Raw genomic sequence first — 20,025 nt, forward strand, 5'->3', positions numbered from 1 at the left:
AAGAACCCTGTGGGGGATTGACCATGCGAATCGATCAGTTCAAAGTCCGTGTGCACACCGCGTGGCTGCGCCGCTGGGAGCGCATGACCTCGCACGAGAGCGACGAAGGAATGGAGACGCTCGAGAAGCTGATCCTGGGTACGGTGGTCCTGGCGGTGGCTGTCGCGTTCGGCACGATCTTCAACTCCACGGCCAATACGCTGATGGAGCGCTTCCAGGCCGCCGTCGGCCTGTGAGCAGCATGGGCGCCCTGCTCGCCAGATACCGCCGGGCCGCAGCAGGTGACGCCGGGATCTCCACGCTGGAGTTCATGATCGTGGCGCCCGTGCTTCTGATCGTCTCGTGCATGACGCTGCAGCTCGGCATCTGGTATCTGGCGTCCACTGCGGCGCATACCGCAGCGCGTAAGGGCGCGCAGGCCGGATCCGCATACCAGTCCAATCCCGGTGAGGGGGCAGCCCGGGCCAGGAACTGGCTGGGCCAGGTGAACATCGTCAAGGGTGTCCGGGTCTCGACTGAAGGATCCACGGCGGCCCGGGTGAAGGTCACCGTGACCGGGCACATCATGACGTTTCTCCCCGGCTGGTCGGGGATCGTCGAGCGCAGTGCCGAGGACACCGTGGAGCGCACCCCATGAACAACACGGCGGGCAACAACAGGCGGTGTGACGACCGCGGTTCCTACACGCTTGAGGCAGCTCTGTGCCTGGCCGTACTGTTCCCCGTCCTCGGGTGGATCGCCGCGTATGGGCTGGCCGGGCTCGGGGATGGCACCGCGAGTAACGCCGCGGCCGCCGCAGCCCGCGCGGCGAGCATCGCCGCCGATCCCGATTCCGCGCAGTCGGCCGGCCAGCAGGCCGCCTCGGCCTCCCTCGCTCAGGCCCAGCGGACCTGCCGCTCCAGCAGCATCAGCATCGACACCAGCAACTTCCCCGCCCAGGCCGGAGACGCGGGCGCGGTGAGCGTCACCGTCACCTGCACGGTCTCGATGGCGGACCTTGCCATCCCTGGCCTGCCCGTTTCCAAGACGTTGCGGGCCACCCGCCACAGTGCCGTCGACCGGTACGTCACCCGGGGAGGCAACTGATCCATGCGGCAGACGCTTCTCAGACTTCAGGCAGGGCGGGTGGGTGCGGAGCGCGGCTCGGTCACCCTGTACTTCCTCGTCTTCGGTGTCGTCATGATCGGCATCCTGGGTCTCCTCGTGGACGGCGGGCGGCTGCTGATGGCATCGGCTGACACCGATGACCTGGCCGCTGAAGCAGCCCGGACCGCAGGCCAGGAGATCAAGGGACCTGAGGCGATCGAGGGCCGGGGCACGGAAGCCGACTCCGAGCAGGCAGCCGCGGCCGCCCGCGAGTTTCTCGCCCAGGCCGGCGTGAACGGGGTGGTGCGCGTGCTGGACGGCGGCCAGACGATTGACGTCACCGTGCACTACACCTACCACCCGCTGCTACTGGGCGGCATGGGCTACGGCGACATACCGGTCACCGGGCACGCCACCGCAACCCTCGTACGTACCCCCTGATGCCGGAGGCTGACGTGTCCCCCACCCCAACCCCCACCCGCACGCCCAAGCCGCCACTGGCGGTGCGGCCCCTGCGCGCAGCGGGCAGTGCGACCGTGCTCGCGGTGCTGTTGCTGGGTGTGCCGCTGGTCCTGGCCGTGGCCGGCAGCCTGCCCGCAGGTATCCCTACCGGCGGTGACGTCATCGACGCACTCACCCAGCCCGACGACGGTCACGTCCTGCTGGCCGTGCTCACCATCGTTGCCTGGGCGCTGTGGGCATGGTTCGCCCTCTCCCTGATCGTGGAAATCCCGCAGACCCTGCGCCGACGTCCTCACCAGCAACGCCGCAGCCTGGGTGCGCCGCAACGCCTGGCCGCTTTCCTCCTCGGCGCGCTGCTGCTCGCCCCGGCAGGAACCGCCATGGCCGCCTCAGCCCCCGCACATGCCGCGAGCGCCCCGCATCAGGTGGCACCGTCAGCTTCCCCCCGCTCCCAGCAGGACTCAACAACCACCGACCGTGCCCCCGCGGGTCCCGTGCACGTGGTCGGCGAGACCGGGGAAACCGTCTGGGACATCGCCGTCGAATTCCTCGGCAGCGGTCAGCGCGCCGCCGAAATCCGCACCCTCAATCCCCATCTCCCCGACAGCGCCATGCTGCCCGCCGGACTCAGCGTTCATCTGCCCGCGGACGCCACGCCTCCGGCTCCCGACGAGCCTGAACCAGCGGCCAATGCGGAAGCCGGCGGGGAGAGCCCCCAGGTACAGATGGTCACCACCGCCACACTCGCTGGACAGCCGTACACCGTGCACAGCGGGGACTCTCTTTCCTCGGTCGCCGACAAGGAACTCGGCAGCGCTGACGCCTGGCCGGCGCTGTTCGCCGCCAACAAGGGAAAGACGCAGCCCCACGGCCTGCCCTCGATCACGGAGCCCGACCTCATCTATCCCGGCCAGCACATCACCGTGCCGGGGCACCACAACGCCAGCCCTCCGGCCGCTCAGCACGACGAGCACCAGCCCTCCGACGCCAAGAAGCCTGGTCGCACCGGCGGTACTACAGGCCCGGCCCCGGCTCACCCTCACACCGCGCCTTCCCCCTCCGTCCCTGTCCCCAGTCAGGCGCCTGCCGTGCCCTCATCTCAGAGCCCGACCCCTCAGCGCACCGCTCCCGCCCGAACCAAGGCCCCCACTACGCAGTCGACGGACACCGCCACACCGGCAGTGCCGGCCGATCAGCACGCTTCCGACCAGGCGACGAGCAGCGTGGACGTACGGGAGGTAGCCGGCGCCTTCGCCCTGCTGGCCGCCGCGATCACCGGAGCTCTCACCGTCCGACGCATCCTGCAGCGCCGACGCCGCAGGCCCGGCGAAACGATCGCCATCGCGCAGGAGACCAGCCCCGCCGAAGCCCAGCTCGCCCAAGCCGCCGACCCGGACGGGGCAACACGCCTGGATCTGGCGCTGCGCACCCTCGCCCACCACACCACAGAAGCGAACGGCACTCTGCCCGCGGTAGAGGCCGCACGCATCACCCGCCACGGCGTCAGCATCTATCTCCCGCAGAACAGTGACGCAAGCCCCGGCGCCCCCTTCGTCAAGAGCAGCGACGGATGGTGGGACCAGGACGGTGATACAGAGCTGCTCACCGAGCAAACCGCCCACGACGTACCGGCCCCCTACCCGGCACTGACCACCGTCGGAGCCACCCCCGAGGGCCACCTGCTGCTGCTCAATGTCACCCAGCAGCCAACGATCCTCCTCGACGGTGACCGCGACGAGGTCGAGGCGGTCTGCGCCTCGCTCGCGCTGGAACTCGCGATGGCCCCCTGGGCAAGCAGCGTGGAGATCGTCGTCGTCGGCTTCGGCGCAGATCTGCCCCAACTACTGCCCACGTCGCGGATACTGCACATCAGCCAGCCCGCCCATGCCGTCCGCGATCTCGGCGAGCACCTGCTGGAGCTGCACCAGGACCCCGACGCCCACCCGAGCCCCTACCTCATCTTGTGCGCGGCACCGCTGAACGCCGACATCGCCTTCCAGATGGCTGAGGCACTGGACAAGGCCTCCGCGCCGGTGGCCCTGGTGGCCCCCGCCGACCGCGCCACCCACTTTCCCGACGCGATCATCCTGGACGCCTCCCGCACCGACGCCCAAGATCTGGACGCATGCGCAACATCGATTCGGCTCCAGAGCCTCGACCACGCCGCCTACCAGCAAATCGTCACCGCACTCGCCGTATCCGGACAGGCACCCAACCCGGCGGAAGGGGCGTGGAAACACGTGCCCGACGACCATAGTGAACCGAGCACCCCGCGTCCCGTGCCGGCACAGTGCGCCCCGTCCGATGTACCAGCCGCTCACGAAGATCCCAGCACACCGGCCACCGGACCCAGTTCCACCGCGTACCCAGCTCTGCTGGCCGCCTCCCATGACCCCACATCGCCGACGGTCCTCACCACTCCCGCCGCGGCCGCCGGCACGACGCCGGCTGCCGACAACCCGGCTGCCACTGCTCCCCCACAGCCAGCGCTTGCCGTCGCCGAACAGGAGACGGAGACCGACCGTGACGCGCCGACACCCGAGATCCGAATCCTGGGGCCCGTCGAAGTCACCGGAGTCGCCTCCGCCGGCCACGGCCCACGCCAGGCACAGCTCGCCGCGCTGCTCTACTTCAAGCCCGGCCGAAGCGCCGACGCCCTCTGCTCGGACATGGACCCGATCAACCCCTGGGCCCGCGACACCCTCAGCGCGCGCCTCCAGGGCCTGCGGCGCAGCCTGGGCAACGCACCCGACGGCACGCCCTACGTGCCGCGACGCCAGTCCGCCAGCGACCCCTACCAAATCAGTCCCCGCGTGAGCTCGGACTGGTCGGCCTTCGTACGCCTGGCCCAAGACGCTCTCCCTCAGGGCGCCGCCGGCCTTCCGGCTCTGGAGAACGCCCTCTCCCTGATCCGTGGCAAACCGTTCGGCGGGCACCCGCTGCCCTGGGCGCAGCCTCTCCAGCAGGAGATGACCAGCCGCATCACCGACGTCGCGCACACCGTGGCCACCCTGCGCACCGCTCCAGGATCCGCACAAGATCTCAGTGCGGCACGCCAGGCGATCGCGGCCGCCCTGGAAGTCGATGAAAGCGCCGAACTCCTCTACCGGGACTGGCTGAAGGTTGAAGCCGCTGCGGGCAACCGGCCAGGGGTACACACCGCCATCGCACGCCTCCAGCAGGTGAATCGGTCGATCGACGCCGACCTGGAACCCGAAACCGAGCAGCTCATCGCCACGCTCCTCAACCCCTCCGCAGACCGGGCGTCGCTCCGGTAGGGCGAGCTGTGCGCACTGCGCACCCTTCTCAGCCCTGCGCAATGCGCACAGCCGGAGTCGGGTGTCGGGTGCGCGTGCGCACAGCGACGAAGAGCAGAACGCCGAGGAACGAAGGCTGCCAGGGCGGCCAGAGCCCTTCGGCTCACGTATCGTCACCCCGGATGGATTGGTGATCGCAGGGGCACGGACGGGGCCGGCCAGGGGTCATCCGCTTGCCATGTAGCTCCATGCTGCTGACGCCCGTGCACCCGTCGTGACCTTTGTCGAAGATCCGGGCATGGATGCACGGCTCGCACGCCATGAGGATGCGCGGCCCCAGCGCGGCGTCCAGCTCTTCCTCGAGCGCGGCCCCGAGCAGGTCCGCATCGGTGAGGTAGCGCAGCGGCTCAAGCGGCACATTCCACCACAGGCCCGGGCCCTCATTGCGCCCCACGGGCGGCACGGCCACGTAGGAGGTGGCACCGAGGATCGTGACGGATGCCCCCGGGACGTGCGCCCAGTTGTCGGCTGTGCCGGGCTTGATGAGCCAGTACAGCGTGTGGGCGTACCCGTCCTGGATCACACCGCCGCAGTTCTCACCGAGGCGTTCGATGATGGTGACGCCGAAGCTGCACGGCATGCGGACGGCGTCCCAGGCGTACCCCGCACCCACCAGCTCGAAGTCGGGCCCCTGTGGGGGGCTCCACTGCGCAACGGTCTCACGCATGGTTCACCGCAAGGTTTTCGAGGTGCGTGCACAGGGCGTTCACGGACCGGGCAAGGTGCTGCGCATGGCGGACGACGACCGGCAGCCGGTGACTCTGTATCAGGTCCAGGCGCCGGCGGGCCTCACCGATTCCAACACTGGCGGCGGCGCGCCACGGGTCATCCTGCGGGCGACGGCACGCGACGTCGGCGACCTCGGGGATCAGCAGCATCAGGTGACCGCGCAGCAGAAGAATCAGCGTTTGGAGCTCGTCCAATAAAGGGAGCTCGGCATCCTCTGCGAGCAGCTGGTATGCGCTCTCGCGCATCGTGACGATGTCGAGCGGGCGGGGGTCTCTCCCCGCCCGGGCGGATCGCTCTGTAATTTGGGTCATGTCGACGCTCCTCGTTAGCGTTGGCCGTGTCTGCGGTCGCCGGGGTCTGCGGGTACGACGAATTAGCGGCAGTCACTGGGGTGCTGCAACCGCAGGTGACGATGGACCACACTCGGTCACGGCGGGGCAAGGTGACGTGGCCGGCGTCATGCAGTCCCCGGGACGGCTTCGCAGTTGAAGCAGACCATCCCCTGCAGCCGAGCGATGCTTACCGGACGCCCAATCAGCGTCGGCTGACCCGGCGGGTTTTCCGCCATGACGGCTCTCCCATGTGGCCGATGTTGTGCGGTCAGACAGATGATGGGCGTCGGCAAGCAATACAAGGACTACAACTTGTAGTCCCTGTAGCACTGGACAGAGCCGGTCAGACGGCGCCGATCCATTCGGCGAAGTTGGTGAGGCTGTCCGCGTCGGCGCGCTTGAGGCGGCGCAGCCGGGCGGCGTCTTCCTTGGCCCATGGGTGCTCGCGGGTGTGCTGCGGGGCAATGGACCGGGCAACCTTCAGTGACTCGAAGGCGTTGTCTGCCATGCCTGACCACAGTTGGGCTCGCGCGAGTTCGATGTAGAAACCGGAGCGGCGTTCGGCAGGGATCGCGAGCGAGGGCTTCCACTCCCGGGCGACATCGAGCGCCCTGCCGACATGCTCCCCGCCCAGACTGACCGCCACGGACACCTCATGGATTCGCACCGAGTCTGGCCCGAACGCCGTGCCCTGGTAGATGTCCTCCTTGACGGCGTCGCCAAGGACACGCGCCTGGGACAGGTGCGTGTCCGCCGCTGACGCCTCGCCGGCCCGCCCGGCGATGACCGCAGCACGCATGTGCAGCGCTCCCCGAGCCGCGACGCTGCGTGCGCAAACGGGCGGCGGGGCCGTGTCGACAGCTATCTCCAGAGCCCGCAGACCGGCCCGGTGCGCCCGGGCGACGAAGAACGTCTCGGTACGGACATACGCGACGGACGCTGTGAGGAAGGGGTCGTCGGCCTGTGCCTCAGCCCAGCGCATCACGTCGATGAGGCGGGCCGACAGGTCGTGAGCCCCGTATTTGTAGGCAACAGCATCGGCGGTACGGGCAGCGGCGACAACGAGGCGGGCCGCGTCCGGTTCGTGGCTGGTGTGAAGGTGACACAAGCTGTCCTGAAGCAGCAGGGCGATATGCCGGGCGACTCGCCCGTACTGGGCGGCCAGGCGCCAGTTCACCGCCTCGGCGACAGCGGACCGCAGTTCCTCGGCTGAACGCCGCGGCGGATCGAGCGGCACATCATAGGCTGCCAGAACGGCAGAGAGTTCCGGCAGCGCGGCATGTACGCGACGCTCAGTCCCGGTGTGCCCTATGACCAGCCGCGTGGGGTCGACGGCGAGAGCCGCCGCGATCGAATCGAGGGTGGCATCACTCGGCGCCCGGGCTCCACGCTCGATCGCCTTGACCATCGCCAGGGAGATGTAGGAAACGCGCGCCAGGTCGGCCTGAGTCATGCGCCTGGACTGGCGGGTGGCCGCGATGCGCTGGCCTAGCTGAAGTGCGGTGTCGGAGGGCATGCTGGCTCCGTTCGGGCGTCACTCCGAACCGTACCCGCATGGTGACGTACCGTATACATATACGCATCTTTGGCATGTGCCAAGGAGGGCCGTATTGTCCGCCTACTCCCTGACGAGCCCGCGGAGTTCGGCGAGAGAGCGAATTCGCCAGTCCGCAGCGGCCTGCACCACGGGGTCGTCGGCCCACAGGTGCCCCCACGGGCCACGCCGGAGATGAGCGACTTTCAGACCCGCCCGCTTGGCCGGGAAAACGTCGTTCACCGGGTGATCCCCGACGTACAGGATGCGCTGCGGTACAGTCTGCGCTGCCTCGATCACGCGGGCAAAGAAGTCAGGCGATGGCTTGGCCACACCCCACTCCCCCGACGTGGCCACCACATCGGCCGGAAGATCGAGAGCACGGAGCAGTTGCGCCGCCTTCACGGTCTGATTCCCCGCCACGACGACGCGGACACCGAGCCCCCGCAGCGCCGACAGTTCAGGCCGTACGTCGTCGTAGAGATCCTGGTCAGCCAGCTGCTCACCGAGCCCAGCCGCATCTCGGGCTACGTACTCGTGAGCAATGTCGATGCCGGGACGCAGTAGGCGCAGCGCGTCGGCGTTGTCGCGCCCCTGAGCAGTGACGGCTCCCACCAGTGCGGCAACAGTGTGACGGGCTACCCCAAGCCAGTCCGCCCACGAAGCCCAGTAGCGGTCGTCGTGGATCAGAGTCTCGCCAATGTCGAAGGCAACTGTGTCAATCACGCCCGCAGCCTATGCACCACTACGGCGACGGTCACACCACCGCGGCCTGAACTCGACATCGGGGCCCGGCTAAACGATCTGCAGCGGAACCACCCGGAATCCGGACCGGTACGGCAGCGAAAGGGATCACGGGCGCATCCTCATCACCGTGCCGGGCGGACACCGCCCCGACGCGGGGGCGCGCCACTGCGGCAGGACCAGTTCACTCGTCCCCTGCAGAGTCAGTCCTCAGCGGTGCGGCTCAGAGGACACGGGCGCACGTCAGCGGGATGATGCCTCCCCGCCCTCCAGAAGCCGGGACGATGTAGTAGTCCGTGAACCGACGGCCGCAGGCACGGAGTTCCTCGTTGCCACGCTCGATGAGGCAGGAGCGGTGATGGCTCCCGTGCTTCAGATGGCGGACCACCGGCCCGCCCTGGCCCCGCGTCACAGGCACATTGTGGCCCGTGACTTCGATCGTCGCGCATTTGCGAGGGGCGCTGACTGGGGCCGCTGTGGCGGTGGGCGTAGAGGTCATGAGGGCGGCCGTAGCGATAGCGGCCGCTGCCGCGGTAGTGATCGTTTTCTTCATGAGCGGACAACTAGCGGCCCTCGTTGTGAGTCACGGGCTCATGCGGATTATTACCCGTATGTGCCGTCGCCCGCATGGAGATCGCCTCACCGGCAACTGCCCACGCTGTCCTCGACCGTCGCGCCCGCATCGGCCACAACGATGTCCGGGACAACAAGGCCGGAGAACAAGTGACGTTGATGGCTTTCAGGATTTTGGGCCAATACGTCTGAGCCGCAGGTTCGGGTACCGCGCAAGGTGAGCGGGTGGTGTCGCTGGTGGCACACGGACTGCCTGGCAGCTGCATCGCCGCACGCTCCCCCTCGCCCCTCATCGGCACAGTGGCTCGACGGAGAGCAGTCCACCCGGCAACGGTGGCGCGACCTGGTCACCGCACGGCCCGAACACCTGCGCGCCGCCCGCTGACGCACAGCGGCCCCAACGGACGGCACATTCGAGGAGCCGCCACCGGGGTCTGGTCTCCTCCAAATGATCAGGGCGTGAGGTCCAGGACACGCACCGGCTCTCCGGCCCACCGGTTCGGGGCGGTAGTCGCGATGATCGCTCCGTCGGGACGGTCCGGGGTGGGCTGCGCCGCGTACTGACTGTGCGCCGCAGCCCAGGTCTTCTGCCGCGCGAGGGCAAGGGCGGCAGCGAGATCCAGATCGAGAACGGTGATGCCGGGCATCGAAGCCAGGTGCTCTGCCGTGCCGGGCCGGGCACGGTCGGCTTCCACGAGCGCGCACGCCGGGGCGTACAGGAACCAGCCCGATTCAGCATGGGCCCGGTGGATGAGGCGGGACGCGAGAACGTTGCCCTGGCCCGCCGCGGCCATCGCTGTGTCGTCCAGGACGATATGCATGGCATCACTCACCGGCCGGTCACCTGCGCCAGGCGCCGGTCCAGCTCACTGTCCAAGTCGTCCTGCTCGGCTGTCGTCGGGGCGTAGCCGTTCCACTCATGCAACGCGACAAGCGCCCGCTCGGCCCGCTCAGCACGCTCGGCTGGAGTCAGCAGGGTTTCGGCGAGGCGGGCGAGGTACGCGCGCAGCGACAGACCCTCGGCCGCTGCAATGGACGCGAGCCGGTCTTTGGCTTCCTCGGGGATACGGACGTTGGCATCGGACATCATCGTGCTCCTTCCCATCTTCCCATAGTACGGGTACGTACCCGTACCCATGCGCTTTTCCCCTGCTTCTCCAGTCACATCCCTGCCCTGGTGCTGAAATGCAGTGACTGCGGTGACCCTCAGCCCGCGGTCCGACGCTTTCGCGCCTTGGCCCGGAGCGAAGCGCCCAGCCCGGGCATGCCACAAGGAGCATGCCGTCGGAGCACATGGCGAGCAAGGGTGAATTCCGCTTCGCGCACAGCTCCACCAGCCAGCCGCGGTACAGCATTCTCCCGGTTGGGCGCCGGCGAACCGTCCAGGAGGACCACGATGTCCAGGTCGGAGGTCGGCGTCCGGCTGTCGGTCAGCACGCTGCCGGCCGGGAAGGCCACCCGAGCGGCGGGAAACCGATCCCGCACCAGTTCGCGTTCGGTGAGCATGGGGTCGTCCACGACCGCAGCGTACGCGTCAGCATCCCGATGCTCTCTTGGCAAGCACCCCACCGCTGTCAAACTAGTGTTCTGCGCCTGAAATCCTGGCGATATATTTCGATAACGAGTTGAGGATTTCGTCGGCGCTCTTGGTCCATGTGAACGGCTTGGGGTCCTCGTTCCAGGTCTGGATCCAAGTGCGGATGTCTGCCTCAAGCGCTTGGACCGATCGGTGGGTGCCGCGACGGATGAGTTTGTCGGTGAGGTGTCCGAACCACCGCTCGACCTGGTTGATCCAACTGGACCCAGTCGGTGTGAAGTGGACGTGAAATCGGGGGTGTCGCTCGAGCCAGGCTTTGATCGCGGGCGTCTTGTGGGTGGCGTAGTTGTCACAGATCAAGTGGACGTCGAGTTCAGCCGGCACCGCCTTGTCTATCTTGACCAGGAATTTCTTGAACTCCACGGCCCGATGACGGCGATGAAGGGAGCTGATGACACTTCCGTCTTCGATATCGAACGCGGCGAACAGGCTGGTCACGCCGTGACGTTGATAGTCGTGGGTGCGCCGTTCCGGCATGCCGGGCATCAGTGGCAGGACCGGCTGCGTGCGGTCCAGAGCTTGGACCTGGGACTTCTCGTCCACACACAGCACCACCGCCTTCTCCGGCGGGTGGTGGTAGAGGCCGACGACATCGACAACCTTCTCCACGAACTGCGGATCCGTGGACAGCTTGAACGTGTCCTGGACGTGCGGCTTCAGGTCGAACTGCCGACAGATCCGACCGATCGTCGACTTCGACAGGCCGGTCCGCTCGGCCATCGACGCCCGCGACCAGTGCGTGGCATCACGCGGCGACGACTCCAGCGTGGCGACGACGACCTCCTCGACCCGGTCGAGGAGGATCGACGGTGGCCGACCTGGCCGCAGTTCGTCGGCCAAACCTTCCAGTCGCAGCGCTACGAACCGACGTCGCCACCGGGCCACCGTGGACACCGAGGTCCCCAGCCGGCTGGCGACCCGCTTGTTCGACGTGTCATCCGCGCACGCCAGCACGATCTTCGACCGCAACGCCAATGCCTGTGAGGACTTCGCGCGGCGGGCCCAACGCGTCAGCTGTTCCCGTTCAAGATCACTCAGAACCAGGCCGGTCTTCGGCCGCCCCGGCCGGTCGGTGTCCGCCAGGCCCTCCAACCCTGACTCCGCGAACTGCCTGCGCCACTTGCCGACCGTCATGGCCGACACACCCAAGTCATCGGCAACCCGCGCGTACACGACGTCCGGCTCCGCACACCGCAATACAATGCGCGCCCGAACCGCCAGCCGTGACGCCCCCTGCGACCAGCGGACCAGCTGGTCACGCTCGTCAGCGGTCAACACGAACTCGACGGAAGTGCGCCCCGAAGATGACATCCCGAAACCGTAGCAACTTAACGCCAGAATTTCAGGCGCAGAACACTAGCCTTCCTGTGGCGCGGGCCATCATCTGCGCTGACCGCTTTGGGTTACGACGAGTTCTGAACGCTGCGCCAGACAATGCCCACTATTATCCGATGATCGCTATTCCTCAGAGTGACATGCCGGGGACGGGGGCGGGCAGTGTACGTGGCCGAGGTGCTGGTGGAGCGGTTCCGGTCGTGCGAGCGGGTACAGATTCCGCTGCGGCCGGAAGTGACGGTGTTGGTCGGGGAGAACAACGCGGGCAAGTCGTCCGTGATCGACGCGCTCCGGCTGCTCACGGACCCCCTGGACGGGCGGCGCGTGCGGTATTTCGAGGAGTCCGATGTCCTCACCACCGCGGCCGCGCAGGGCGGCCCCAGCCTGCAACTGGACGTGGCCGGCATCGGCCCGCAGGAAAGCGGCGCGTATCTCGAGGCGCTGCTGCCCCAGGGGACTCCTGACAGCCGTACCGCCCGGTGGCAGGTGTCCTGGACGCCGCCGCAAACGGGCGGGCGGCGTGGAAGCACCGTCTGGGCGCGGGGCGCGGGCCTTCCGGTCACGGGGGACCCTCCGGCGCGGGGCGGTGTGCGGCATGTCTATCTGCCAGCGCTGCGCGATGCCGAGCGGGAGCTGGCCTCGGCGGGCGGGGATCGGGTGCGGATGATCCTTCGCGGGCTGCTGGGCGATGACGAGCAGGCCGATGCCTTCGTGGAACGGATCGGCACCGAGCTGAAGAAGGTGGCTGCGGACCCGGACGTGGTCAAGGTCAGCGAGAAGATCAACCAGCCGCTGCGGGATCTGACGGTCGGCGCGCATCCCCAGGCGAGTGAACTGTCCCTGGCCGAGCCGACGTTCGCGTCGATCGCCCGGTCGCTGCGCATGCTGCTGGGTGATGTCTCCGCCGCGCCGTTCCCGTTGTCGGCCTCGGGGCTGGGTTACGCCAACACCCTGTTCATCGCCACGGTGATGGCCGAGCTGGACGCGGCGGCAGAGGCGGATCTGACCGTGCTGCTGGTCGAGGAGCCCGAGGCGCACCTGCATCCGCAGCTGCAGACCCTGCTGCTGCGTTACCTGCAGCGGCGGGCGCGCGCCTCGCGCCGGCAGCCGTCGGGAGATCCGGCTGAGCCGGCCGGGCATCTGCAGGTGGTGGTCACCACCCACTCCCCCATCCTGTCGGCCGCTGCGAGCGTTCAGGACCTGGTGGTCATGGCACGCTGCCCGGGTGAGCTGTCGGACGGCTGGCGGGCGCGGCCTTTGCCCATTCCCCGGCTGCAGTTGAGCCCGGACCGGGTGCGGCATCTGGACCGCTATCTCGATGCCACCAAGAGTGCTCTGCTGTTCGCGTCGCGGGCGATCCTCGTGGAGGGTATTTCCGAGCTTCTGCTGCTGCCGGCTCTGGCCGAGCGGGTCCTCGCCGCAGACGAGGACGCCGATGCGCCGACGAAGCGGGAGGCGTTCGAGGCGGTGGAACGGTTCTTCGGCACCACCCGGGTGATCGTGGACGGTGTCGGGTTCGAGGTCTATCTGCGGGTGCTGCTGGCACCCGTTGACGGCATCTGTCTGGGCCGGCGGGTTGCCTTGATCACCGACACGGACGTGGCACCCGATCAGCCGGAACCACCCCGGCTGCAGTCGCTGCGGAAGCTGCCGCGCGGCTGGCATTCTCCTGGCGAGCTGCACCTGGCCGCGGCGCCGAGGACGCTGGAGCCGGCCCTGTGGTCGCAGAACAACATCACCGCCTTGCGGGCGGCGTTCCTGCGCTGCGCGCCGCACTCGCAGGACCGCTGGAAGCAGGTCGTTGAGGCGACGGATCCCTCCCTGGCGTTCGGGGAGCTGTTCGTCCCGAAGGCCAGCCGGACCGTCACCGGCACGGACGGAGAAATCCTGAAGGGCACCGAGATCTCCAAGGGCCGGTTCGCGCAGGAACTCGCCGACATACTGGCCGACCGGGTGGTGCCGTTCACGGTGCCCGAGTACCTGGCGGGTGCCATCCGTTTCATCACCGCCCAGGACACGAGCACGCTCGCAGTGGGCGCGCCATGACGACGCCTCAGCAGAATCCGGTACGGGCCGACGCCGAGAAGCAGCAGCAGGCCGCCATGGTCGTGGCTGCGCCTGCGTATGTGGCTGCCTGCCCGGGCGCGGGCAAGACGCATGTGATCACCAACCGGCATCTGCAGTCGCCCCGGCGGCGGCTGCGGAAGGGGCGGGCACTGATCTCGTTCACACGGGTGGCGCGGGACCAGATGGCCCGGCGCTGCCGCTCGGCGGGCCGCGCCGATCTGGTCCAGGCGCCGCACTTCATCGGCACGCTCGACTCGTTCCTGTGGGAGTTCCTGGTCAAGCCGCGGCGGGCGGCCCAGCCGGCGCCCCGTCTGCTGGAATCCTGGGCGAGCATCAAGGCCCCAGTAGAGGGCGCGGACCGGGAGATCAACCTGCACCGCTTCCCCATGACGGTAGATCCCTCCTACAGCGAGGCGCGCGAGGCTGTTGCCTGGGACAAGCTCGACTACGACACCCGCCAGCTCATCAAGGACACCTCCTACAGCCGCGCGCAGTGGGAGAAGAAGATCTTCGAGACCCGCAAGGCGTGGTGTGACGAAGGCTATTTGACCGGGCACGAGGCGCGGGTCCTGGCCCTGTGGAACCTGCGCCACGCCAAGACCGCCGCCGCTCTGCTGCCCCCGCTGCTCTCCCGGTTCGCGGAAGTCGTCGTCGATGAGGCACAGGACTGCTCCGCCGCCGACCTGGCGATCCTTCAGCTGCTGCACGACGCCGGCCTGCCGCTGGTTCTCGTCGGTGACCCGGACCAGGCCATCTACGCCTGGCGCGGCGCCGAACCCCAGGCTCTCCAGTCCTTCGCGGCTCAGCTCTCCCCCGCCCCGCACCGCCTGACCGGCAACTGGCGCAGCTCCCCCGTCATCTGCCGGCTCGCGTCCACCCTGCGCACGGGGCAACGCCCGCCGGACACCTCCGTGGTGCGCGACGACGACATCCCCGTCCTCGTGCTGCCCACCCGATTCGCCGACTCCGGCAGCCGACACCTGCACGCCCCGACCGGTGCCGGCATCGTCGACGCCTTCCGCACGCTGGCCGAGGAGTACGCCGTCCCGGCCAAGGACTGCCTGGCGACCGCCTACAAGTACGCCACCCTTCCGGGCATCACCCGGGAAAAGCCCAACACCAAAGCCATCACCAGCCTGGGCTGGGCCCGCACCGTCACCCACACCCCGGGCGCCAGCGGCGATGACCTCGCCCGGGCCTGCGCGGTCGCCGTGCGCGTCCTGTTCGGGTACTGGTACCCGGGCGAAACCGGCGGCCCCGACCGCATCATGGCCGGCCACCGTCTCTCGGCCGGACAGGTCAACCGCACGGCGTTCGCCTTCCTGCACAGCCTGCCTGCGCCCCACCGGGAATGGGGGCCGCAGGTCTGGCAGGCCATGAAGGCCTGGCCCGCTCTTCCCGGGGCTGCTCCGCAAGGCGGCAAGGGCCGCCCCGCCGGAAAACCCACCGTGTCGCGCCTCCAGGTGGCCACCGGTATCCGCACCAACATCGTCCACCAGCTCAAGGGCGACGAAGCAGACGGCGTCCTGCTGTTGCTGCCCGATGCCGGAAGCGTCCAGCGCTGGGCCACCGCAGACCCGGCCACCGACGAGGTCCTGCGTGTCTGGTACGTCGCCGTCACCCGCGCACGCCGCCTGGCCGCCATCGCCGTACCCGAGGACGAGACCGACGCGCTGGCCCAACTGCTGGCCAAGGACCAGGTACCGGCCCGCGTCGCATGAGATCTCCTTCATGCTGCCTGACCCGGTACGGAGACAGGCAGCGTGGGGAGAAACCCGGAAGGCAGCGCAGTGAGCATCGCCGGCCTGCAGCGCCAGCATGACGACCTCGACGGCGGATGAAGTCTATCTACTTGTGCGCTTTTGAGATCAATAGGCCGTAGCCGTGCCGGACTCGGCGCGGACCGGGCTAAGGTCAACTTCGGCCTGGTCACGATGGTTTGGGCCGGTGACGAAGTTCGCTCACGAGGGAGCCAGCGCAATGCACGGTCAGTTGACACCGGACGTGCCACTCGGCCCGTTCGAGGGCACGGCGATCACGGTGTGGTCGGGGCAGGGCAAGCAGGCGAAACTGCATGCCAAACCCTCGTGTTCGTACCTGCGCTCGGCTCACGGCGTCGAACGGACGGTACATCTGGATGCCGTTGTGGTAGGCCGGATGTGCCCGCAGTGCGGCACCTACGGGTCCTGGGCACGTCCGGGTACAGGGCTGGCGGTGTTCCTGGACACGGTGACCGGGCTGGGTCTGTTGTATGAACTGGACAGCTTCCGCGCACCGGACGAGGACACCTTCAGCGACGAAGAGGTCCGGCACGCGGCCGCTGTGCTGTACACGCCCGTGGCCGACGGTCCGGCGGTCCCTGCCGAGCAGGACGACGCGGAGGACGACGAGGACGGCACGTGGGAGGAGCGGCAAGAGGCCCAACGTGTACGCGAGTCGGTGCTGCGGCAATGGGGCGGCGCGCTGGCGAGCACGCACCGTACCCACCGGAAGCTGGCGCTGTTTCCCTGGCTGCGGGCCTGGGCCAGGGAAGCTCTTGAGGCAAAAGCCGGGTATCTGCGCGTCCTGCAGGAGCAGGCCCGGCTGCTGGTCGTCGAAAGGGCGCTGCTGGCGGCTGCCGCGGCGGCTGCCATGACGGAACCGGATGTTCCCGCCGACGAGCCGGCCTTCGCGCCGCTGGGTGGCCCCGACGAGGCTCGTCGGCTGCTGCTGAAGCTGTGGCGGCGGTGGCGCGGCGCGGTCGAGGACAGCTGGGACGACCCGCAGCAGCAGACATACGTGGTTCATCACCTGACCGACACGATGGGCAGCCGCCGCAAGGGACGCAAGCAGATACTGGATCGGGCCCGGGCGGTGGTGGCCGGCTGGGAGGCCGACGTCCGAACGGCGGCCGGCGGGCGACACGGCGAGCGGGTTGTGGTCGCTCGTTTTCCTGATGATGCGGCGGAGCGCGGTTCTGGCAGGTCACTTGTGGACCGGCTGGGTGAGTGGGAACTGGGGGTGCTCGCCTCGTACACGGCCGGCACCGTCTGGGAGCCGCAGTCCGTCCTCACCCTGCGGGTGCCGGAGCCGGTGGCCGTGCGGCTTCTGACTCACCCTCACACGCTCTCCTACAGCGAGCCGGAGACTGCCGAGGCCGGACAGCCGACGGCGCCGTCCCCGGCAGAGCCGCGGCCTGGGACCGGATCGGGGCTGGGGCCGGGGGTGTTCGACGACGCGCCGGTCCACAGCAGGCGTCCGGTCACCAGCGAGCACCTGCGCGCGCTGCGCACCGCGATGCGGGATGCCGAACAGCTGTACGTGGTGTTCTCCGTCGACGGCGGGCTTGAGGTCGTGGCCTTGAGCGTTCTGGAGGAACGGTGCAGCTCAGGATGGCAGGGTTGCATCGTCGCCGGTGCAAGTGACTTGCCCGACGCGCTCTTCGCGCCCCGCCAGCCCTCTTCCGGGCAGGAGGAGCCGGTCTGGCCCGCCCGTATCCACGATCCGCATCACGAGGCGTTCGGCAGCCATCTGAGCTCGGCAGAAGGCGAACGGGTGCTGGTGCGGCTGCGCGAGGGGCGACGCGACACCGATCACGCGCTGCGTTCGCTGGCTCTGGCCCGCGGCGTGGCCGACCTGCGCCGGCTGGAGGCTGTCGGGTATGACGACCGGGATTTTCCGCGCCGTCCCTTCGTGTCGGCGGTCTGGCACGGTCTGCTGGCCATGGAGCAACTGGATCTGGAGCCCTTCGAACACGACACCGGCACCGGGTGGCGGCAGGGGTCGGGGCTGCCGCTGGGCGTGCTCGCCAAAGTGCAGGTCTACACCTCGGACGCGGAGGGCCGCTATCAGGGCCGGGCCCACTCCCCCGACTGCAAGCACCGGCGTCCGGAGCGCGGTGTCACCGGCGACGACGACTTGGTGAGCATCGCGGAGTTGCTGGACAACAAGGGCTTCGATCCGTGCAGTAAGTGCGGCGGGTATGCCGTGCGCCGTCTCAGCCAGGATCAGGTCGCCTACTACCGCGCCGCGCACCGGCTACACAGCCTCACCGACCAGGTGTGCTCGGCAGCGGTCGGCAGCGCCGGCAGTGCTGAGCTGGCGGCGCAGCTGACGGAGTTCGCCGAGCTTGACCGGCGGACTGCCGACGCGTGGTTCCCGCTGCGGAAGGAGGCCCGCCAGTGGCGGCGGACGGTTGCTGCTCTGATGGGTGAGCTGTCCGGATCGGCATGACCGAGGACAGGGCTGCGGCGCTCGGCGCTGGAAGGCTGCCCCGGCGTCCGGCGGGCCTCTCGCAGCGCCGGTTGGACGCCTCGGCCGTCGGGCACCCCTGCCGGGTTCCGGGCGGGCTTGGGTTCCGGTGTGTCACGCCGGGCTCAACAGCACCTGTTCCACGTCCTGCCAGGCTGGGGGCGGTTGGGCTGCGGAACGCACGACGGTGAGCAAGCGTCCGTCGAGGCAGGCGTCGAAGCGGCCTTCGGCCCGGGCGAGGCGCTCCCGGACACCCGCCTGGGGCGGGGGCTGTTCGGCCAGGACGGCCAGCAGCACCTCGTGCCGGGCAGGTCCCAGCGCGTCGGCTGGCACCCAGGCGCCGCGGACGGGAATGCCGGCGAGTTCCGCGTCGAGTGCGGGCGCGGTGTCGTACAGCCGCTGGACCATGCGGCCGGTCCGTGAGAGCAGGTCGGCCGCAGGTTGTGCGCGGGCAGCGGCCAGCGGCATCGCGTCCTGCGGTGCGTCTGTGTCGGGCGGTGGGGCGGATGGTGCGCTGGGCGGTGTGGTGGGCGACGGCGGTGCGGGATCGCTGGCCGGCATCTGCCCAGAGGGGTCCTCTGGTGGCCTGCGCCGTCGCTCGCGCACGGGAAAGCGCCATTGGCCGCCTCCGCCCTGCCGCTTCCAGCGGTCGTCCAGTGCACCGTCCCAGCGTTTGTCCTGAGGAAGGAAGATATCCACGGCGACGCCGGAGCGGCCGATCCAGACCCAGCTCATGAAGTAGGCGTGGTCGCGGTGGGACGCCGACCAGAGGGCGAGTTCCTGCAGCCGTCTCTTCTGCTCGGCGAGCGGCTGCTTCGGCAGGAGTGTCTTGGCGCGGCGGTGCCGGCCCCGGGCCTCTCCCGCGACCCTGCCTCCGGGCAGATGGAACAGCAAGTCCGGTCTGATGCCGCCGCTTTGATAGCCCGTCAGTATGCGGCCGGGCAGTGCGTCGAAGCTGTGCAGGGCATGGGCCGTGTTGTCCCAGGCGAAGAGGGCTTCGCTGGCCGCCGTCAGCATGCCCAGTCCTGAGCTTTCGGTGACGAAGCTGCGGATGTGCCGCGAGCTCGCCACGAATGCCCGGTGATCGACCTGGAGCGGGGCACCGGCGCCGGGGGCTGCGAGATAGCTGGCCAGAAGGCGGACCTCGAGCTGCCTGGTGCGGTAGTCGACGACCCTGTTGAGGTCGCAGGCGAGCGCGTTGATGTGGATGAGCCGGGCCAGTCCCACCCCCAGGTCACCCTGTCCGACCTGGGTGGCGGTCACCATCGGCCCTTGCACCCGGAACTGCCATACCCGAGCCCATACGGTGCTCAACGTCGTGTTCCTCCCCGATGCGGTGCGCCCGCGTCATGGCGTATCGCACACCGTCACGTCCGATTCTCCCCGCCCTGCAGCCGCCCAGGGTGTCACGTCGTCAGTCGCCCAGTCCCCGGCAGGTGAGTGCGCCCAGCTCGTTTTCGACGGGGCCTCAGTGCCGGGGGTGGCGCAGGTACATCGGCAGGACGGTGCGCATGAGCTGTTCGCCGCGGGTGGTGATGGCCTCGAAGTGGGTGCGGGTCATGGCGGCGAAGTTGGTCGGGTAGGTGGCCACTGCGCTGCGGGGGACGAGGTCGGCGGGCGGGGCGGGCAGGCGGTCGTCTTTCATGCCGAGGTAGGCCAGGGCGAATCCGTCGATGCGTCCGCTCGCGGCCCATTCGTGCAGGCGGGAGCGGGCGGAGTCCTGGGCTTTGCGGTGGACGGTGGCGAAGGAGCGGCTGAGGCGTCCGGTCATGAAGTGCGGTGCTTTCAGAGTGAGTTCTCCCTGGCCCGCGTCGCAGGCGATGATGAAGGACACGTCGTAGACGTGCTGGGTGTGGTGGGGTGAGCGTCCGGGTTCCAGGACGGACAGGCCGAGGTTGTCGTAGACGCCGCCGTCGGTGAGCAGCACGGTGTGCTGCTGGTGGTGTCCGTCGCGGTGCTGGAAGGTGAAGGTGCGTTCCAGGGGCGGGCAGCAGGGCGGGGTAGGCGGCGGAGGCGGCC

At 68.9% G+C, this 20,025-nt stretch carries 19 protein-coding genes; 8 read left to right on the top strand and 11 right to left on the bottom strand.

The features are described from left to right. Window positions 1-23 precede the first annotated feature (23 nt). From AB0M87_RS31490 to AB0M87_RS31510, 5 genes are read left to right on the top strand one after another with little or no spacing between them, the layout of a single operon-like run. Window positions 24-236, top strand: coding sequence for a hypothetical protein (locus tag AB0M87_RS31490; RefSeq protein WP_365859056.1), 213 nt, complete (start codon window positions 24-26; stop codon window positions 234-236). Window positions 237-241: 5 nt separating this feature from the next. Continuing rightward, entirely contained in the window at window positions 242-637 is a 396-nt protein-coding gene (locus AB0M87_RS31495; RefSeq protein ID WP_365859101.1) for a TadE family protein, read from the top strand. After that, on the top strand, window positions 634-1,086 hold the full coding sequence (locus AB0M87_RS31500) for a hypothetical protein (protein ID WP_365859058.1): 453 nt from the start codon (window positions 634-636) through the stop codon (window positions 1,084-1,086). Before AB0M87_RS31495 ends, AB0M87_RS31500 begins: the two co-directional genes overlap by 4 nt. 3 nt (window positions 1,087-1,089) lie before the next feature. After that, window positions 1,090-1,527, top strand: a complete 438-nt coding sequence (locus AB0M87_RS31505; RefSeq protein ID WP_365859060.1) for a pilus assembly protein TadG-related protein — start codon at window positions 1,090-1,092, stop codon at window positions 1,525-1,527. Window positions 1,528-1,541: 14 nt separating this feature from the next. Beyond that, on the top strand, window positions 1,542-4,826 hold the full coding sequence (locus AB0M87_RS31510) for a hypothetical protein (protein WP_365859062.1): 3,285 nt from the start codon (window positions 1,542-1,544) through the stop codon (window positions 4,824-4,826). A gap of 142 nt (window positions 4,827-4,968) precedes the next feature. Here the strand turns inward: AB0M87_RS31510 and AB0M87_RS31515 are convergent, their stop codons facing one another. From AB0M87_RS31515 to AB0M87_RS31555, 9 genes are all read right to left on the bottom strand, one after another. Then, window positions 4,969-5,532 (bottom strand): hypothetical protein, encoded by a 564-nt coding sequence (locus AB0M87_RS31515; RefSeq protein ID WP_365859064.1) that lies wholly within the window; start codon window positions 5,530-5,532, stop codon window positions 4,969-4,971. After that, the gene (locus tag AB0M87_RS31520) at window positions 5,525-5,905 is read right to left on the bottom strand and encodes a DUF6415 family natural product biosynthesis protein (RefSeq protein ID WP_365859066.1); all 381 of its coding nucleotides are present in this window, start codon (window positions 5,903-5,905) and stop codon (window positions 5,525-5,527) included. Before AB0M87_RS31520 ends, AB0M87_RS31515 begins: the two co-directional genes overlap by 8 nt. Before the next feature lie 364 nt (window positions 5,906-6,269). After that, on the bottom strand, window positions 6,270-7,442 hold the full coding sequence (locus AB0M87_RS31525; protein WP_365859068.1) for a helix-turn-helix transcriptional regulator: 1,173 nt from the start codon (window positions 7,440-7,442) through the stop codon (window positions 6,270-6,272). A 102-nt stretch (window positions 7,443-7,544) separates the two neighbouring features. Next, on the bottom strand, window positions 7,545-8,186 hold the full coding sequence (locus AB0M87_RS31530) for an HAD family hydrolase (protein ID WP_365859070.1): 642 nt from the start codon (window positions 8,184-8,186) through the stop codon (window positions 7,545-7,547). A 241-nt stretch (window positions 8,187-8,427) separates the two neighbouring features. Further along, on the bottom strand, window positions 8,428-8,616 hold the full coding sequence (locus AB0M87_RS31535; protein WP_365859072.1) for a hypothetical protein: 189 nt from the start codon (window positions 8,614-8,616) through the stop codon (window positions 8,428-8,430). A gap of 613 nt (window positions 8,617-9,229) precedes the next feature. After that, window positions 9,230-9,598 carry a hypothetical protein gene (locus tag AB0M87_RS31540; protein ID WP_365859103.1) on the bottom strand — a complete coding sequence of 123 codons (369 nt, stop codon included), beginning with the start codon at window positions 9,596-9,598 and terminating at the stop codon, window positions 9,230-9,232. An 8-nt stretch (window positions 9,599-9,606) separates the two neighbouring features. Further along, window positions 9,607-9,864, bottom strand: a complete 258-nt coding sequence (locus AB0M87_RS31545) for a hypothetical protein (RefSeq protein WP_365859074.1) — start codon at window positions 9,862-9,864, stop codon at window positions 9,607-9,609. A 119-nt stretch (window positions 9,865-9,983) separates the two neighbouring features. After that, the gene (locus tag AB0M87_RS31550) at window positions 9,984-10,295 is read right to left on the bottom strand and encodes a hypothetical protein (protein ID WP_365859076.1); all 312 of its coding nucleotides are present in this window, start codon (window positions 10,293-10,295) and stop codon (window positions 9,984-9,986) included. A 61-nt stretch (window positions 10,296-10,356) separates the two neighbouring features. Beyond that, window positions 10,357-11,685: an IS630 family transposase gene (locus AB0M87_RS31555; protein WP_365859078.1), complete on the bottom strand. Its 1,329-nt coding sequence runs from the start codon at window positions 11,683-11,685 to the stop codon at window positions 10,357-10,359. 159 nt (window positions 11,686-11,844) lie between these two features. Here AB0M87_RS31555 and AB0M87_RS31560 point away from each other — a divergent pair, with 159 nt between their 5' ends. The 3 genes from AB0M87_RS31560 to AB0M87_RS31570 all read left to right on the top strand — a co-directional run bounded on the left by AB0M87_RS31560 (window position 11,845) and on the right by AB0M87_RS31570 (window position 17,988). Beyond that, a complete protein-coding gene (locus AB0M87_RS31560) occupies window positions 11,845-13,755 on the top strand; it encodes an AAA family ATPase (RefSeq protein WP_365859080.1) in 1,911 nt (636 codons plus the stop codon). Beyond that, window positions 13,752-15,497 carry a UvrD-helicase domain-containing protein gene (locus AB0M87_RS31565; RefSeq protein ID WP_365859082.1) on the top strand — a complete coding sequence of 582 codons (1,746 nt, stop codon included), beginning with the start codon at window positions 13,752-13,754 and terminating at the stop codon, window positions 15,495-15,497. Before AB0M87_RS31560 ends, AB0M87_RS31565 begins: the two co-directional genes overlap by 4 nt. A 259-nt stretch (window positions 15,498-15,756) precedes the next feature. Continuing rightward, window positions 15,757-17,988, top strand: a complete 2,232-nt coding sequence (locus AB0M87_RS31570; RefSeq protein WP_365859083.1) for a hypothetical protein — start codon at window positions 15,757-15,759, stop codon at window positions 17,986-17,988. 132 nt (window positions 17,989-18,120) lie between these two features. Here AB0M87_RS31570 and AB0M87_RS31575 read toward each other — a convergent pair whose 3' ends face one another. Together AB0M87_RS31575 and AB0M87_RS31580 are read right to left on the bottom strand one after the other, a co-directional pair. Continuing rightward, window positions 18,121-19,320, bottom strand: coding sequence for a hypothetical protein (locus AB0M87_RS31575; protein ID WP_365859085.1), 1,200 nt, complete (start codon window positions 19,318-19,320; stop codon window positions 18,121-18,123). Window positions 19,321-19,474: 154 nt separating this feature from the next. After that, window positions 19,475-19,933 (bottom strand): hypothetical protein, encoded by a 459-nt coding sequence (locus tag AB0M87_RS31580; protein WP_365859107.1) that lies wholly within the window; start codon window positions 19,931-19,933, stop codon window positions 19,475-19,477. Window positions 19,934-20,025 lie beyond the last annotated feature (92 nt).

This window comes from Streptomyces sp. NPDC051320 (assembly GCF_040682175.1).
Lineage (GTDB): Bacteria > Actinomycetota > Actinomycetes > Streptomycetales > Streptomycetaceae > Streptomyces.